This is a genomic window from Paenibacillus sp. PK1-4R, assembly GCF_030369595.1.
Classification (GTDB): domain Bacteria; phylum Bacillota; class Bacilli; order Paenibacillales; family Paenibacillaceae; genus Paenibacillus.
This window is the reverse complement of record NZ_CP126535.1, coordinates 843,977-858,643: the sequence shown is the minus strand read 5'-3', so window position 1 is coordinate 858,643 and position 14,667 is coordinate 843,977. Positions and strand designations below refer to the sequence as shown.

Here is a 14,667-nt window from a genome sequence, read left to right as displayed (position 1 = left end):
AACCAACAGATCATAGAACATTATACTCATTCCTTCTATATAGAAGGAAAACATTTTTGAAATTCATTTTGCTCAAGAAAAGAATACATAAAAAAGCGAAAGCTCCGGGTTTAAATCCCGTGGCTTCCGCTCTTTCATATATAAGGTTACATACTTAACGCAGTATTGTTCATCACAACTATTGTACGCTTACTCCCCGCCAATAAATACGTATCGGCAGACTACAATGATCGCCAAGATCCACATGAGCCAGTGAATTTTCACTTTACGCTCTGTAACCAAGTTACTGAACACCGCCAGAATCACATAGGATACGATACCTGCGGAGATCCCGTTTGCGATTCCACCTGTGAAAGGCATCAATACAATGGTAAGGAACGCAGGGAAAGCTTGCAGGAAATCATCCCACTCAATGCTGCGCACTTGACTCATCATAAGCACACCCACGATGATCAATGCCGGAGCCGTCGCAGCGGATGGAACAACAAGCGCAAGCGGTGCGATAAACAGGGCCAAAATGAACAACAAACCTGTCGTTACCGAAGTCAGTCCTGTACGTCCACCCGCCTCAACGCCTGAAGCACTTTCAACGTAGGCCGTAATGGTACTTGTACCCAGTGCAGCACCTGCGCTGACACCAACTGCATCGACGAGCATCGCTTTACCAATCGTTTTCTCGCCTTTTTTCTTATCCTTCATAATTCCCATACGTGTTGCAGTACCTACCATCGTACCAAACGTGTCGAACAATTCAACGAAGGTAAAGATGAAGATGATCTCGAACAATCCCAGACTGATGGCACCTTTCAAATCCAGCTGTCCAACTGCCAGATCACTGAAGTTAGGCAACCAGCTTGCGCCTGAAAGACCACTCAGATTCGTAACTCCCATCGGAATACCAATCAGCGTTGTTGCTATGATCCCGATCAGCAGAGCGCCTTTGACGCGCATAACCATCAGTATAGCAATAAGGAGCAAACCAATCAGAGCCAGCAATGCATCGTGATGTGTTACAAAGTTGCCCAATGACAGGTTAAAACTGCTACCTGGAATCGGCTGACTCAGATCTGCGTCTGGTGCAACATTAACTGTTACAGCCACGAGATTAGCAAGTTTGAAACCGATAATGGTAATAAAGAGACCGATACCCACCGTAATGGCCATTTTGATCGACTGCGGAACTGCAACAAGCAGCATTTGCCGAATCTTTGTCACGGTCAAAATAATGAACACGATACCGGAAAGGAACACTGCTCCGAGAGCAGCCTGCCATGTAATCGCCCCATTTGAACTTAGAACGACAGTCATGAAGTACGCATTCAATCCCATACCTGGTGCAAGCGCGATCGGAATATTCACGAACAATCCCATAATAATAGTCATTAATCCGGCGCCGACGGCTGTTGCAAAGAATACTGCATTATCCGACATACCCGCTCCGGCTTGACCCAAGAACAACGTATTTACAAAAAGAATGTAAGCCATTGTCATAAAGGTAGTGAGACCCGCAACAATCTCCGTTCTAACGTTTGTTCCGTTTTCTTTTAATTTAAAGAAACGATCCATAATTACTAACTCCCCCTTAGAGATGTTGAAGCCATATTGAAAAACGACAAATGACCCTGATGAAGATTCTTCACCCAGGGTTCAGCTGACAAGGAGTGGCATGATGCCTTTACTAAGAACAAAAAAAATTCTAATGTGCGTGATGTCCCCGCAATCATGTAGAATTCATGTGCTTAGCCTTCTCCTCTTCGTAGCCAGATCATTAGGGTGATCTCGTAGAGACTCCCGGGCCAATCCCCAGGATTATACGAATAAGTATGCGCTATTTGTTTGTTTCCCATCACTATTTTAGGAGGGCAGTATGTTTTTGTCAATGAGAAAAACGAATATTAATATCACCCTTTTATAATATCGTTCGTATTATTTAACAGATTGAACCAATTCAGCGGTTTACAACCCAATTGAATACGCTTTTTTCGTTGAGATCTCAATGGAATATGTCCATTCTTTCATGGCGAAAGTTCCGCAAGATAACATAAAAAAGCTAACCTGATTCAAGGGCGAGAAGCGCTCTAATCAGGTTAGCTTATGTTTCTGATGCGTTTTAGCAATCAGGTGAATGATATCTAGGAATAACGATGTCTCGTATTCCGAAGGCTTATACTCATTAGGTATATGGAGCAATTTGCGACATGTTCCGGGGCTATTTTTTACCGGATCAGTCCTATGTTAATTATATCTCTGTCTGCGGAGCATCTTGTACCTCTTGTTGTTCCTGATTTGCGTTCGTTGTTGTGTCAGAGGATAACTCCTGGTTTCTGGTCTGATCGGAAGAAGCATCCGTTGCCTCTAAGTTCACAAATGGAAAGTCCCCCGAACCGGAAGCCAGATCTTGCATACCTGAACCGCATCCTGCCAGCATCACCATCAGAAACGCACTTCCAATGCCCATCTTCCATTTGCTCATATAGTCGGTTTTACGCATACATTCAATTCTCCCTTCAGTAGACATATTGCCTTTAGTATGTACTTATTGTACAGGCCGGACCTGAAAGGATCATGAAGTCAACTTTAAAATGGGATTAATTTTGAGAGTGTACTATTTGTAAAAAAGTACCCAAATGAAAATTTTATCACAATATTCACTTTATAAAAAAATGCCCTTTTATTTGCGAAATACCGCAGATAAAAGGGCGTTTTTTTATAATCTATTTTTAAGAGTCTATACCCTATTCCCACTCGATCGTTGCTGGTGGTTTGGAAGTTACGTCATAGACGATACGGTTTACGTTATCAACTTCGTTAACAATCCGTACGGAGATTTTCTCCAGCACATCCCAAGGGATACGTGCCCAGTCCGCAGTCATACCGTCGATGGATGTTACAGCACGGATACCTACAGTGTAGGAATACGTACGCGCATCACCCATAACGCCGACACTCTTCATGTTAGGCAGGGCTGTGAAGTACTGCCAGATTTCGCGGTCAAGACCGGCTTTGGCAATCTCTTCACGCAGGATGTAGTCTGAATCACGAACAATTTTAAGTTTCTCTTCAGTAACCTCACCAAGAACACGGATCGCAAGACCCGGACCAGGGAACGGCTGACGATGAACAATTTCGTCCGGCAGGCCACACTCGGTACCCACTTTACGTACTTCATCCTTGAACAGCGTGCTCAGCGGTTCGATCAGTTTGAAGTTCATGTCTTCAGGCAGACCGCCCACGTTGTGGTGAGATTTGATGGTCTGTGCAGTCGCTGTACCACTTTCCACGATGTCTGTGTACAGTGTACCTTGCGCGAGGAATGCAAAGTCATCGAACTGCTTGGACTCTTCGTCAAATACGTAAATAAACTCGTTACCGATGATTTTACGTTTTTGTTCTGGATCATCCACGCCAGCCAGTTTGGACATGAAGCGCTCTTGTGCATCAATTTTGACAACTTTCATGTCGAATTTGCCGACAAATGTCTCCATTACACTTTCTGCTTCGCCTTTGCGCAGCAGACCGTGGTCGATAAACATACATGTCAGTTGATCACCAATGGCTTTGTGAAGCAATGCAGCTACAACGGAAGAATCTACACCGCCGCTAAGCGCACACAGTACTTTACTGTCGCCAACTTTTTCACGAATGTCTTTGATGGTGTCATCGATGAATGTCTCCATCGTCCAGTTGCCTTCGCAACCACAGATTTCGAACAGGAAGTTACGAATCATGTCGTTACCGCGAACAGAGTGACGTACCTCCGGGTGGAACTGAACAGCATACAATTTACGCTCATCGTTGCTCATGGCAGCGATTGGCGCACTTTCCGTGCCTGCATCCAGTTTGAATCCTGGAGGAAGTGTAACCACGTGGTCACCGTGACTCATCCATACCGTATGTTCGCCTTCAATCCCTTTTGCCAGTGTAGATCCAGCAGCAAACTCCAGGTCGGCTTTACCGTACTCACGCTTCTCGGAACGTTCTACTTTACCTTCGAGCTGTTGGGCCATAAGCTGCATTCCGTAGCAGATACCGAAGATTGGCAAGCCCAGGTCATAAACACCTGGGTCCACGTGTGGAGCATTCTCAGCGTATACGCTGGACGGCCCACCTGAAAATACGATTCCTTTTGGTGCCATTTCTGCGATCTTCTCCGCCGGTGTGTTATACGGCAAAAGCTCGCTGTATACGCCAAGATCCCGGATTCTTCTGGCGATTAACTGGTTGTATTGGCCCCCAAAGTCAAGGACAACCACAATCTCATTCTGCTTATTCATAACCGTGCCTCCCTCAATTCAATGAAACTAATTATACGCAACGACAAAACATACCGTCAAGGAAAGGCGAAACTCCTTTTTTCGACATATCAAAACAGGATTACCAATTGCCTCTAAATATGAAATTTCGAATAGAAAAGCTTGGCAGCAAGATGCTGGTTCAAGTGTATGATCGTGGAAAGACGCCTCGTTCGCAGCTTAGCGCGAAAGGCGTCTTATGTATGGCATGCAGCGATAAACCAAACGCTGCACTTAAATAACAATGCGCCAGCCAATGGTGATCTTCATCTGCCTACAAGTGGCCAAGCTCTATTGGAAAGCGATAGCGATTGTATGGCAGCTGCTTCGCATCTTTGGTGTAACGTTGTAACATCCTTGTGTTACAACGTCTGCAACCGCCGGGCCAAACGAAGTGCCCGGCGCAGGAAGTCCAGACTGTCCGCGCGCAGCGGACGGTCTGGCCCGTACAGCAGCCGTTCCCAGTCGGCTGCAAACCGCGCGATGTCCGCGCCGTCCGCGCCTGCGGCCAAAGCCGGTGATGCTGCATATTCACGCAGCGTCATGCCCGGCGGCCGCGGGCCGTACCGGCGCGCGAGCGCGGCCCAGACCGGAGCGGCGGCACCCAGCAGCCGCTCGCGGTCTGGAAAGCTGCTGCGTGGCCACGCCAGCAGCAGCCTGATCCGCAGCGCGGGGCGTAGCCGCCGCATGCGGAGGAGAGCAGCGGCGCCCAGAAGGGCCGCTGCCACAAGGGCTGCCGCGAGCCATGGCTCCGCGGCAATGGCCCGTGCGCGGGCGAGCAGCCATGCGCCCGCGTTAGCCAATCCGCCGCTCATATTCGGCGGATTCTCCGCAACAGGCTGCGGCCCGGCGAGCGCTGAGACATCTTCGCCCGCGCCTTGCGCCATGGTGAAGCCTGGCGTGGCCTCAAACGGCATCCAGCCTGCACCCGGAAAATACACCTCTACCCAGGAATGTGCATCTCCCTGTGAAATCACATACTGACTGGGCACATCCGGGTCAGCCATTCCAGACCCAAAACCTTTAACCCAGCGTGCGGGGATGCCTTCCGAACGAAGTAACACAATCATAGCTGTGGAGAAATGATTGCAATACCCCTGCCGGGTGACGAATAGAAAATCGTCCACAAAATCTGTTCCTCGCGGTGGCATACGTGTATCCAACGTATACTCGGCATGAGCAGCCAGATAAGTCTTTACGGCTTGCACAGCGTCATAACGGGTCTCACTGCCTTGAATGATTTCCTTGGCAAGCGTCTGCACTCGACCAGGGAGTGATGCAGGCAATTGCAGATAGGTCCTCCGAATGGCTGCCGGATCTTTCCCTTTATTCGTTTCCTCAAGCAGACGTAACTGTTCAGCTGTTGCGACAGGAACCATGACGTCTGCCGAATAATTTTTAACTATCTTATCGTCCCCTGAGCTCGAGAGCCACAATGTTGCCGAATCGCGATTAGACAGCAAAGAAAACATGTTTTCCTGATTATCCTTGTTCTTATCCTGGAACGATACGTTGACCGGTATGCCCCCGGTAAAGAGTGGATTTGGTCCTTTCCACTCTCGCTGCATCGTAATGGTTTGGCGAATGCGACTCCAATAGGTTGGATTCTCCCAACCATCAGCACGCAGCATTCCGGATGGACTTGCCGTTTCGAAGCTTTGACCCGGGTCACTCCAAGTACTACCGTTATAATATGAACGGGTCTCCCCTCGCCAATACGTCACTCTCGGACTCTTCGCTATAAAAAAGATGGAATTCCCCTGCACCAACGGTGCTCCCATAGGCGCGTCCGCTGTGCTATATCCCGTGACTGCCGTTGCAGCAGGGATACTACTGTGCTGTGTATAACCTGCCCAGCGAGCTATGCGTTCACCCATCTGTTCCAGAGATATGCGTTCCGGTTGAGGAATGGAAGCAAACTGGCCAGGTAACGCGGAGAGAAGCACCATACCTGCGGAAGCAACGATAGTTACTGCACTCCAACGGCCATAGGGGCTGCCGCGATAACTCGGAGTCGTGACTCCTGCATTGAGACGTAATAGCTGGAGCAGAGCCTGAATAAGAAAAGTCCATAGGACAGACCGTATTACAGAAGCATACACATCCAGCCCCGCAAAGGATTCAAGCAAAAGCAAATAGAGCAGTGTTGCACTGCCAAACAGCATAACGCTTCGACGTAACAATACGAGGGATTGCACAGAAGCCATGAGCATGCTCCAGCCGCACATCATGAACAAACCTCTCGTTTCTGTACTAATCGAGTGAAATCGCCAGTTATTTATAAAAGTGTCCATATCCGCTGAAAATATTCCCGGATAAGCGACCGCCCAACGGACAGGTTCACTTCCTCCGTACATCAGACATAGCGCAGCGAGTGCAATGAATAATCGGATTAGTACTCCGGTGATCCATCCTGTACGAATTAACCCCGCGAGCAACAATGCTCCCGTTAATCCCGCCATTACGGACAAGAACCGTTCACTGCCCTGCTGATCTGATGATGTAACAGGATATATCCACTCCAGAGACAGTATAAGTAAAATGGCCGAAATAACAATTTTGTACAGGATAGGTACGCTCACATATCCCTCATCCTTTATATCCGTCACAGAATTCTGGTTCACAGCTTTATATATGGAATGGCCCGATTCTATTCTCGTACGGTCCGTTGACTCTAAGTCGGCCACAGTGGAATTGGGTTGCTGGTTACCATTACGCTCCCACATCCGTTACCTCCACCTTTCCCAATGAAGATAACGCAACGTCTGTAACCGCATGGATCGGCACCCCGCTGTGACGAAGCCGCTCCAAACTTAAGCTGTCATATCTCAATCCATTCATCCATCTATCCGTTGATCCTAATTGGTCCTGGTTTGCTTCAGTCAATTGCACCTCTACACGATAACCCGACCCGATTGCAGTTAAGATCCATTCGGCCAGAACCTGATCCATCTTACCTGTGAGAACCACAATTCGCGACCCACTCGTCAGTCCATCCAGCATCTCCGTTCGGAGTGAAACAGAGCCTGATTGTGCTTTGGATATTTGTGCCCCCGCTAACTTGTCCAGTCCATGATTCTCATCATCTGCATGGAACGGCCCATGCTGCCATTGATCTTGTGCATCATAGCTCTTATCGCCGCCTTCCATCCACAGGTGATAAGGAATGTCATCCCGCTCAGCGGTATGAATCCAGCGGGCAGCTGCACGAACCACTCGTTCAAAAGCAGGTGCATCCATGTTCTCCCGTTGTTTTACGTCATAACCCGACGCGCCTTCATACACAAGGATGCCGAGCGAGGCAAGATCCGTGGTATCAGGCAGAAAGGTCTGAAGTTTACCCGTTTTGGCTGTACTTTTCCAATGAACACGTCCCAGTGGGTCACCCTGCTGATATTCACGAAACTCAGGGCTACGGTTTCCCTGGCTATTTCTTCGCTCCGACAGAGTCCCTTCGATCATCGCTGCGAATTCTACCGAATCACCCTTCCCCCAAGCCGTTGCTTGAGGAACAACAATCAGGGGGGTACCTCCTGCGGTCTCTGCGGAGAGGGTATTCCAGCCAAACATATCCCCCCAGTACAATCTGCCCGTATCCCATCTGTAGACTCCTCTGCGTAACCCGGAACATTCATATTGATAGGAAAATTGTCGCCGTGTGCCCGGGAAAATCAATTTGCGATGAACACCTGCAGGTGTGTTCTCACACAGAACGATCCATAACAATGGAATACGGCAATTGAATTCCAGTTCGACCAGAACCCGTACCTGCTCGCCTGCCTCAATCCGGTTCGCGTGTATTTTCCGACGGATGTGAATACGCCGTGGTCTGAGCCAATGGAGAAGCAGGCCTCCTGTGAACATCAAGAAAGCCATAACGGAAAGAAACAACGCCGCTTTGCCCCCATGCCACTGATACAAGGAAGCAAAAGCCACCACCAAGACAGCACTCACAATCCGTTGTCCCAGCGCAGTCATTGCCTCCGTCCCCTTCCCTGTGATGCCATCTGTACAGGTACCGGGACCGATGATAAGGCTTCTTCAATGACTTGAATTTGCCCCCAAACCTCCGCTCTGTTCTGGGCCTTCAATTGAATACGGTGGGAAAGGACAGGCACAGCTACCTCTTTCACATCATCCGGAATGACATAACTGCGTCCTTGAAGATAGGCAAATGACTGTGCCGCAGCCATCCAGGCCAGTGTTCCACGCGGACTGATGCCCAATCTGACCGCCGGAAGGCTGCGAGAGGCTACAGCAACAGCCACCAGATACTGTTTGACGACCGGATCAACATGTACTTGTTTGACTTCACGCTGCATGGCTACGACTTCTTCAGCAAGCAGGACAGGGCGAAGTTCATCAAGCGCTTCTCTACCTTGCATGCGGGTTAACAATTCCAATTCCTGTTCCGGATCGGGATACCCCAGTCCAATTCTCATCATAAATCGATCCAGCTGCGCTTCAGGCAGACGGTACGTACCCTCGAACTGTAACGGATTCTGTGTCGCCAGCAGAAAGAACGGGCGTGGCAAGGCATAGGTTGTGCCATCAACCGTAATACGTCGTTCCTCCATTGCCTCCAGCAGGGCAGACTGAGTGCGTGGTGAAGCGCGATTTATTTCATCAGCCAGGACAATGTTGGACATGACAGGTCCGGGCCGAAACTTGAATTCAGCTGTATGTGGATGATAGATTGAAGTGCCCGTAACATCAGCCGGCATGACATCGGACGTGAATTGAATCCGGCCCATGGAGCAGTCCAGTGCAGAAGCCACGGCACGAACCAGCATCGTTTTCCCGGTACCTGGCACATCTTCCAGAAGTACATGACCTCCACTGAGCATTGCAGTGAGGACATAACGAATCTCTGTTTTTTTGCCAATAATCACACTCTCAACACGCTTCATGACCCTGTTTAGCAATTCAACAGCATGTTCATGTTCCATTCGGATATAAGACATTTCTCTGATCTCCTTCCGTTCATCAGCATTCCTGAACCATAGTAATCTATGATTCAGTGTTGCCCGGAAGTAGAGAGAATAGTCCTGCAAGAATGACTTTCTTCAGATCATTTTATACTTAAATATACTGTTCATTGCCGAAATGGATCTGGAAGTGCCCGCCTTTACCGTCCACTCTGCTTCATTACTGGTTAAGGAATTCACCCTCAACCCCATCTGCTCCAGTAACTCACGTAACGGAACCCAGATGGTTCCACCCTTACTCTGTACTGCCCCCGTTTCAATTGCCCCTGTTGTTGTCAGTGTTCCGCTCACACTGTCTGCATGAATCGTTCTTTCCTTCCATACTGCTATGGCTGTCCTTGTTTCAGAGTCCCAGCGAGTGCTGCCCCCGAATTTTTTCATGAAAGTACGCAAAGGCACCATGATTCGCTGCCCCTCCATGCGGAACTCGCCCGGTTGCAAGGTAGCCGCGGCTAATCCCACCTCTACCTTCAGCTTCTTGGTTGCGAGCCACAACGTCGCATTTGCTTCTACATGCTCTGCGATCCAGGCCTTTCCCGGCGCCTTGCGGGCCTTATACTTACCATCTGGATGTACACGGAATTGAACTGGTTGATCCGTACTTTTTATGGTGTCAAAACGATATCCATGATCACGATAATATTTGATAATACCCGGAAGTGCTTTTACCGTTTCAGCATGTGCACCACCGTCATGCATCAGGACAATGACCGAACGTGCTCCCGCAGGTACTTTGGTCGAATTGCTGAGGATCTCTTTGGCCGGAACACCTTTACGCTTGGAATCGCCACTATCGACGTTCCAGTCCATGACGGTGTATCCACCCAAATGCAGCAAATCAAAATAACTCTGGTCAAAATGCCCGTAGGTACCGCCTGGTGCTCGCACCAGATTTGGACGGAAACCGGTTATCCGCTCCAGCACTTCCTCTGTCTGCTTGATCTGTTTCCAGAACACTTTAAAATCACTGTACAGCTGTTCGTATTGATGATTGAACGTATGATTGCCCAAAGCATGTCCATCCTCCACAAGCCCCCGGATTAACTCGGGATACCGCTCTGCCTGCTCACCCAGCACAAAAAATGTAGCCAAAACCTTCTCCTTGCGCAAAATATCCAATACTTCACGGGTATGGTTACCCGGTCCATCGTCAAAACTCAGATAGACTACCTTGTCTTGAGTATTCTTATCTCCCGGGATCGGATCACCTGAGCCGGAAGCAGAAGATGCATAAGCCGTGCCCGCATATACAGCGAATGCACATAGCAATATCGCAATTCGCACGAGAATGACATACCATTGTCCAGATAAAAACGTATGTATGGTTGTTGCAGAGTTTCCCCCTATTTCCTTGATTCTGAATTCCGGTCTCTGTACCATTTACGAATCGACCTCCACCGTCTCTAGTAATTTGCTGATAGACTTCAGCAGATTTGTTAGAATTATATGGAGGCTACATTGAAAAAAGACGTGATTTTGTTTAATATTTTTTCACAATTTGCTATCTAGCCTGATTGATTCTTCGCTTCAGATTAGGTAGCATAATGGACAGGCAGAACACATTAAAACACCTTGGAGAGTATTCATGCTCCCACCCCGTATTCAGGAGAGTGAAATCTATTGGAATTGCTTGAGAAGATCCAACATCTGTTTGGGTCCTACGGATACAGCGTATTGTTTTTTGGCTTGTTGCTTGAATTCATCGCACTTCCCTTTCCTGGTGAAACAACGATGGCTTACGCAGGGTTTCTCTCCTACAAGGGGCATCTCGACTTCGGAATCCTCACCATACTGGCTTTTCTGGGAACAACGATTGGCATGACAATCACTTATTTTATTGGAGCCAAAGCAGGACTGCCCTTTATAACACGATACGGAAAATGGTTTCTGCTGAAGCAGGACAAGCTCGATAAAACGCAAAAGTGGTTCGCCAAGTATGGTAATGCCTTAATCTTCATCGGTTATTTCATTCCGGGTGTAAGGCATTTCACCGGATATTTTGCGGGCATAGCCGCTGTTCCCTTTCGCAAATTCGCTCTCTACGCCTATTCAGGCGCACTGTTCTGGGTTGTACTGTTTCTGGGCATTGGCAAAATATTTGGTCCTCAGTGGAACGCCGTATTCCATCTGGCTCATCAATATGCAGCATATATCGTGGGAGGAATCGGCCTATTGCTCATCGTAGCCGTGCTCTATCGTTACCGCAAAGCATGGGCAGCAAGATCCACCGTATCCAAGCCAGCCCCTGTTCGACAAAGACAAAAGTAAATTCGGACAAAAGTCCATCTATAATAAGCAGGCAAGGAGTCGCGAATAATCGCGGCTCCTTTTTTTTGTGATAATCCGAATTCATCCAGGTCATACTAACTTGAAAATATAGGGTGTATAGGGAGGTGAAGGCATGAGTGAATCGTCGCTGGAACGCCAAGATCAGAGGCAAATCTCTCCGGATCTAAGCGAAAATATGGAATACTGCAAGCAAGTGATGGGGAACAGCAACGACTTGATGATGCGCCCTCTCCAGTGTTTACATAAATGGCCTGCAGTCATGTTTTACATTGATGGATTAGTGGATGTGCAGATTCTCAATCACTCCATCATGGAATCATTATTGCAAAAGCGTGATCTCCCTGAATTCTCTGCAGACGATGAACATCTCAGCTACCTCCAGAATGATATCCTGATCGCCAGTGATGTATTGCTGGTCGATAATATGGATGAAGTAATGAATGCACTTCTTTCGGGATCAGCTATCTTACTGCTTGAAGGATCTGAACGAGGAATGAAGATTGGCGCAGCAGGCTGGGAAGATCGATCCGTTGGAGAACCTGTCTCCCAAACCGTCGTTCGGGGACCTATGGAAGGCTTCAACGAAAACCTGCGTACCAACACATCATTGATCCGCAAACGAATCCGTAATCCTCATCTTTGGATCGAAGAAAGAGAAATAGGTCGGGTTACCAAAACCCGAGTTGCTGTGCTCTATCTGGAACATATCGTGGATCAGGAGACTGTAAAAGAACTGCGTCGAAGACTCGATGAGATCGATATCGACAGTATCCTTGAGAGTGGATATATCGAGGAACTTGTACAAGACGAAACCAGAACGTTATTCCCCACGGTTTACAATAGTGAACGTCCAGATACGGTTTGTGCTGCTTTGCTTGAGGGCAGAGTAGCCATCATCGTGGACGGTACGCCTTTTGTGCTGCTGGTTCCAGCTTTGTTCGTGCATTTCTTCCAATCGCCGGAGGATTACTATCAACGGGCCGATATCAGCACATTGATTCGCTTGATTCGTTATCTGTCCTTTTTTATCGCTTTACTAGCTCCATCCTTCTATATTGCCATTACCACCTTTCACCAGGAAATGTTGCCCACCAATATGCTCATTAGTCTGGCAGCTCAACGTGAAGGCGTTCCTTTTCCCGCATTCATTGAAGCCATACTGATGGAACTGACCTATGAAATTTTGCGAGAAGCAGGTATACGTATTCCGAAAACGGTCGGTCAGGCCGTTTCCATTGTCGGAACACTGGTGATTGGCCAAGCAGCCGTAGATGCAGGAGTTGTCTCCGCCGCAATGGTTATTATCGTTTCCATAACGGCCATATCCAGTTATGTCATTCCAGAGAATGGACTTTCTATCTCTGTCCGAATTTTGCGATTTGTATTGATGATACTCGCGGCAGCTTTTGGTTTCTACGGTATTCTAATTGTTCTGCTCATTACGGTTACACACCTGTGCAGCTTGCGTTCTTTTGGCGTACCGTATATGTCCCCCTTTGCACCTCTAATTCAGAAAGATCTGAAAGATACGCTGTTTCGTGTACCCTGGTCCCATATGAAAACACGTCCATTCTCTACGGGTACCCCGAACAAAATCCGACAAGCCAGCAAAAAAATGAAGCGTTAATTCGGTAAGGAGAACAACGTATGAACAAGTGCTTCCGATTAATTGTATGCATTGTATTCCTGTTCCCTCTCCTTACCGGATGCTGGGATCGCCAGGAATTGAATGAACTTGGCATTATGCTGGGTCTTGGTGTAGACAAGGATGGCGATTTGATTAAAGTGAGTGCTCAGGTCGTCGTGCCGAATGAAGTATCCTCCAAATCAGGGGGAGGCAATGGTACTCCTGTCACGCTGTACGAAGCGTCCGCGTCCACGCTGTTTGAAGCAATTCAAAAGCTGACCGAGACAAGCCCACGCCGCATATTCATGGCACATATCCGTGTACTGGTGTTCGGAGAAGAATATGCACGCAAAGAGGGCATCTACGATGTTATGGAAGCGTTAATGCGAGAACCTACTGTCCGTCCCGATTATTACGTCATGGTTGCACGAAATACAACGGCTTCCAAAGTACTGAACGTGCTTACCCCACTTGAGAATATCCCTGCGGAGAAGATGTTTAATTCTCTGGACGTATCTGCCAAAACCTGGTCTCCCACTACTACGGTAACTGGTGATCAGTTAATGGAATACATGCTAACTCCCGGAATACAGCCTGTCATCACCGGAGTAGAGGTTGTTGGCAGTTCAGCGATAAGCGGAAGCAAAGATAATATAGCGACAATCAAATCTCCGGCCAATCTGAATTCTACGGGATTAAGCATCTTCAAAAAGGACAAACTGATCGGCTGGTTAACGGAAGATGAATCGAAAGGATACAACTACATCCGTGACAATGTGGTGTCTACTATCAGTCACCTGCCTTGCCGAAAGGGAGGAAAAGTGACTTTCAAAGCTCTCCGCACCAAGACCCAACGAAAAGCAAAGGTCATTAACGACCAGCCTGTGATTCACATCAAACTCAAAAATGTGTCTTCCATTGGTGCAGTAGAGTGCGGAATCAGAATTGGTTCGATGAAAACGCTCAAAGAGTTGGAAAAGGACAGTGAGGAGCGACTGATAGAACTGATGGAAAAATCGGTGAATTCAGTGCGGCGAAAGTTCCATATTGACATTTTTGGATTCGGTCAGGAAGTGTATCATGCCGATCCTAAATTTTTCAAAAAGATTGAAAAGGATTGGGATCAATATTTTGAGAATCTGGATGTTAAGTATGAAGCCAATGTACAGATCAAACGTGTGGGTACACTGGATGATTCATTCAAGGAGGATTTGAAGGAGTGAGACCGGATGTTGATTACAATTACTGTCATTGTCATAGGGGGCCTCGTAGGCTTGGTTGATCTTCCAGGTCTCATCCGCCGCAAGGAATGGAGGGAAACAGCTGTGTGCAGCGGAATGCTCGTCATAGCCACAGGGTTCAGTGTGATTGCAGCCAACCTGTGGGATTTCCCCAGTCCGCTCTATATCATCATGTGGATCTATGAACCTGTTAATCAATTCTTGGCACATCTGACAGGAACCTAGAAAAA

Annotated in this window: 11 protein-coding genes and 1 riboswitch; of the genes, 4 read left to right on the top strand and 7 right to left on the bottom strand. The window is 47.9% G+C overall.

The window, feature by feature from the left end:
• Window positions 1-189 precede the first annotated feature (189 nt).
• The 7 genes from QNO02_RS03615 to QNO02_RS03585 all read right to left on the bottom strand — a co-directional run bounded on the left by QNO02_RS03615 (window position 190) and on the right by QNO02_RS03585 (window position 10,660).
• Window positions 190-1,566 (bottom strand): NCS2 family permease, encoded by a 1,377-nt coding sequence (locus QNO02_RS03615; RefSeq protein WP_036614057.1) that lies wholly within the window; start codon window positions 1,564-1,566, stop codon window positions 190-192.
• 171 nt (window positions 1,567-1,737) lie between these two features.
• A riboswitch (purine riboswitch) is annotated at window positions 1,738-1,837 on the bottom strand.
• A gap of 402 nt (window positions 1,838-2,239) precedes the next feature.
• Window positions 2,240-2,491: a hypothetical protein gene (locus QNO02_RS03610; protein WP_091039080.1), complete on the bottom strand. Its 252-nt coding sequence runs from the start codon at window positions 2,489-2,491 to the stop codon at window positions 2,240-2,242.
• Window positions 2,492-2,735: 244 nt separating this feature from the next.
• Entirely contained in the window at window positions 2,736-4,274 is a 1,539-nt protein-coding gene (gene guaA / locus QNO02_RS03605; RefSeq protein WP_091039079.1) for a glutamine-hydrolyzing GMP synthase, read from the bottom strand.
• A gap of 380 nt (window positions 4,275-4,654) precedes the next feature.
• Window positions 4,655-6,874, bottom strand: coding sequence for a transglutaminase-like domain-containing protein (locus tag QNO02_RS03600; protein WP_289391112.1), 2,220 nt, complete (start codon window positions 6,872-6,874; stop codon window positions 4,655-4,657).
• Window positions 6,875-7,004: 130 nt separating this feature from the next.
• Entirely contained in the window at window positions 7,005-8,270 is a 1,266-nt protein-coding gene (locus QNO02_RS03595) for a DUF58 domain-containing protein (protein WP_289391111.1), read from the bottom strand.
• Window positions 8,267-9,256: an AAA family ATPase gene (locus tag QNO02_RS03590; protein WP_289391110.1), complete on the bottom strand. Its 990-nt coding sequence runs from the start codon at window positions 9,254-9,256 to the stop codon at window positions 8,267-8,269. The genes QNO02_RS03595 and QNO02_RS03590 overlap by 4 nt, the downstream gene beginning before the upstream one ends.
• Window positions 9,257-9,358: 102 nt before the next feature.
• Entirely contained in the window at window positions 9,359-10,660 is a 1,302-nt protein-coding gene (locus QNO02_RS03585; protein WP_289391109.1) for a polysaccharide deacetylase family protein, read from the bottom strand.
• A 240-nt stretch (window positions 10,661-10,900) separates the two neighbouring features.
• Between QNO02_RS03585 and QNO02_RS03580 the strand changes: the two genes are divergently transcribed.
• The 4 genes from QNO02_RS03580 to QNO02_RS03565 all read left to right on the top strand — a co-directional run bounded on the left by QNO02_RS03580 (window position 10,901) and on the right by QNO02_RS03565 (window position 14,662).
• Window positions 10,901-11,548: a DedA family protein gene (locus tag QNO02_RS03580; protein WP_091039070.1), complete on the top strand. Its 648-nt coding sequence runs from the start codon at window positions 10,901-10,903 to the stop codon at window positions 11,546-11,548.
• A gap of 133 nt (window positions 11,549-11,681) precedes the next feature.
• The gene (locus QNO02_RS03575) at window positions 11,682-13,196 is read left to right on the top strand and encodes a spore germination protein (protein ID WP_289391108.1); all 1,515 of its coding nucleotides are present in this window, start codon (window positions 11,682-11,684) and stop codon (window positions 13,194-13,196) included.
• Window positions 13,197-13,216: 20 nt separating this feature from the next.
• The gene (locus QNO02_RS03570) at window positions 13,217-14,419 is read left to right on the top strand and encodes a Ger(x)C family spore germination protein (protein ID WP_091039068.1); all 1,203 of its coding nucleotides are present in this window, start codon (window positions 13,217-13,219) and stop codon (window positions 14,417-14,419) included.
• A 6-nt stretch (window positions 14,420-14,425) separates the two neighbouring features.
• Window positions 14,426-14,662, top strand: coding sequence for a hypothetical protein (locus QNO02_RS03565; RefSeq protein ID WP_091039066.1), 237 nt, complete (start codon window positions 14,426-14,428; stop codon window positions 14,660-14,662).
• Window positions 14,663-14,667: the final 5 nt, after the last annotated feature.

What these genes read in the sequence shown, in the direction of transcription:
- QNO02_RS03615 (WP_036614057.1), bottom strand. Translation starts at nt 1,566, where the DNA reads ATGGATCGTTTCTTTAAATTAAAAGAAAACGGAACAAACGTTAGAACG.
- QNO02_RS03610 (WP_091039080.1), bottom strand. Translation starts at nt 2,491, where the DNA reads ATGCGTAAAACCGACTATATGAGCAAATGGAAGATGGGCATTGGAAGT.
- guaA (WP_091039079.1), bottom strand. Translation starts at nt 4,274, where the DNA reads ATGAATAAGCAGAATGAGATTGTGGTTGTCCTTGACTTTGGGGGCCAA.
- QNO02_RS03595 (WP_289391111.1), bottom strand. Translation starts at nt 8,270, where the DNA reads ATGACTGCGCTGGGACAACGGATTGTGAGTGCTGTCTTGGTGGTGGCT.
- QNO02_RS03590 (WP_289391110.1), bottom strand. Translation starts at nt 9,256, where the DNA reads ATGTCTTATATCCGAATGGAACATGAACATGCTGTTGAATTGCTAAAC.
- QNO02_RS03585 (WP_289391109.1), bottom strand. Translation starts at nt 10,660, where the DNA reads ATGGTACAGAGACCGGAATTCAGAATCAAGGAAATAGGGGGAAACTCT.
- QNO02_RS03575 (WP_289391108.1), top strand. Translation starts at nt 11,682, where the DNA reads ATGAGTGAATCGTCGCTGGAACGCCAAGATCAGAGGCAAATCTCTCCG.
- QNO02_RS03570 (WP_091039068.1), top strand. Translation starts at nt 13,217, where the DNA reads ATGAACAAGTGCTTCCGATTAATTGTATGCATTGTATTCCTGTTCCCT.
- QNO02_RS03565 (WP_091039066.1), top strand. Translation starts at nt 14,426, where the DNA reads ATGTTGATTACAATTACTGTCATTGTCATAGGGGGCCTCGTAGGCTTG.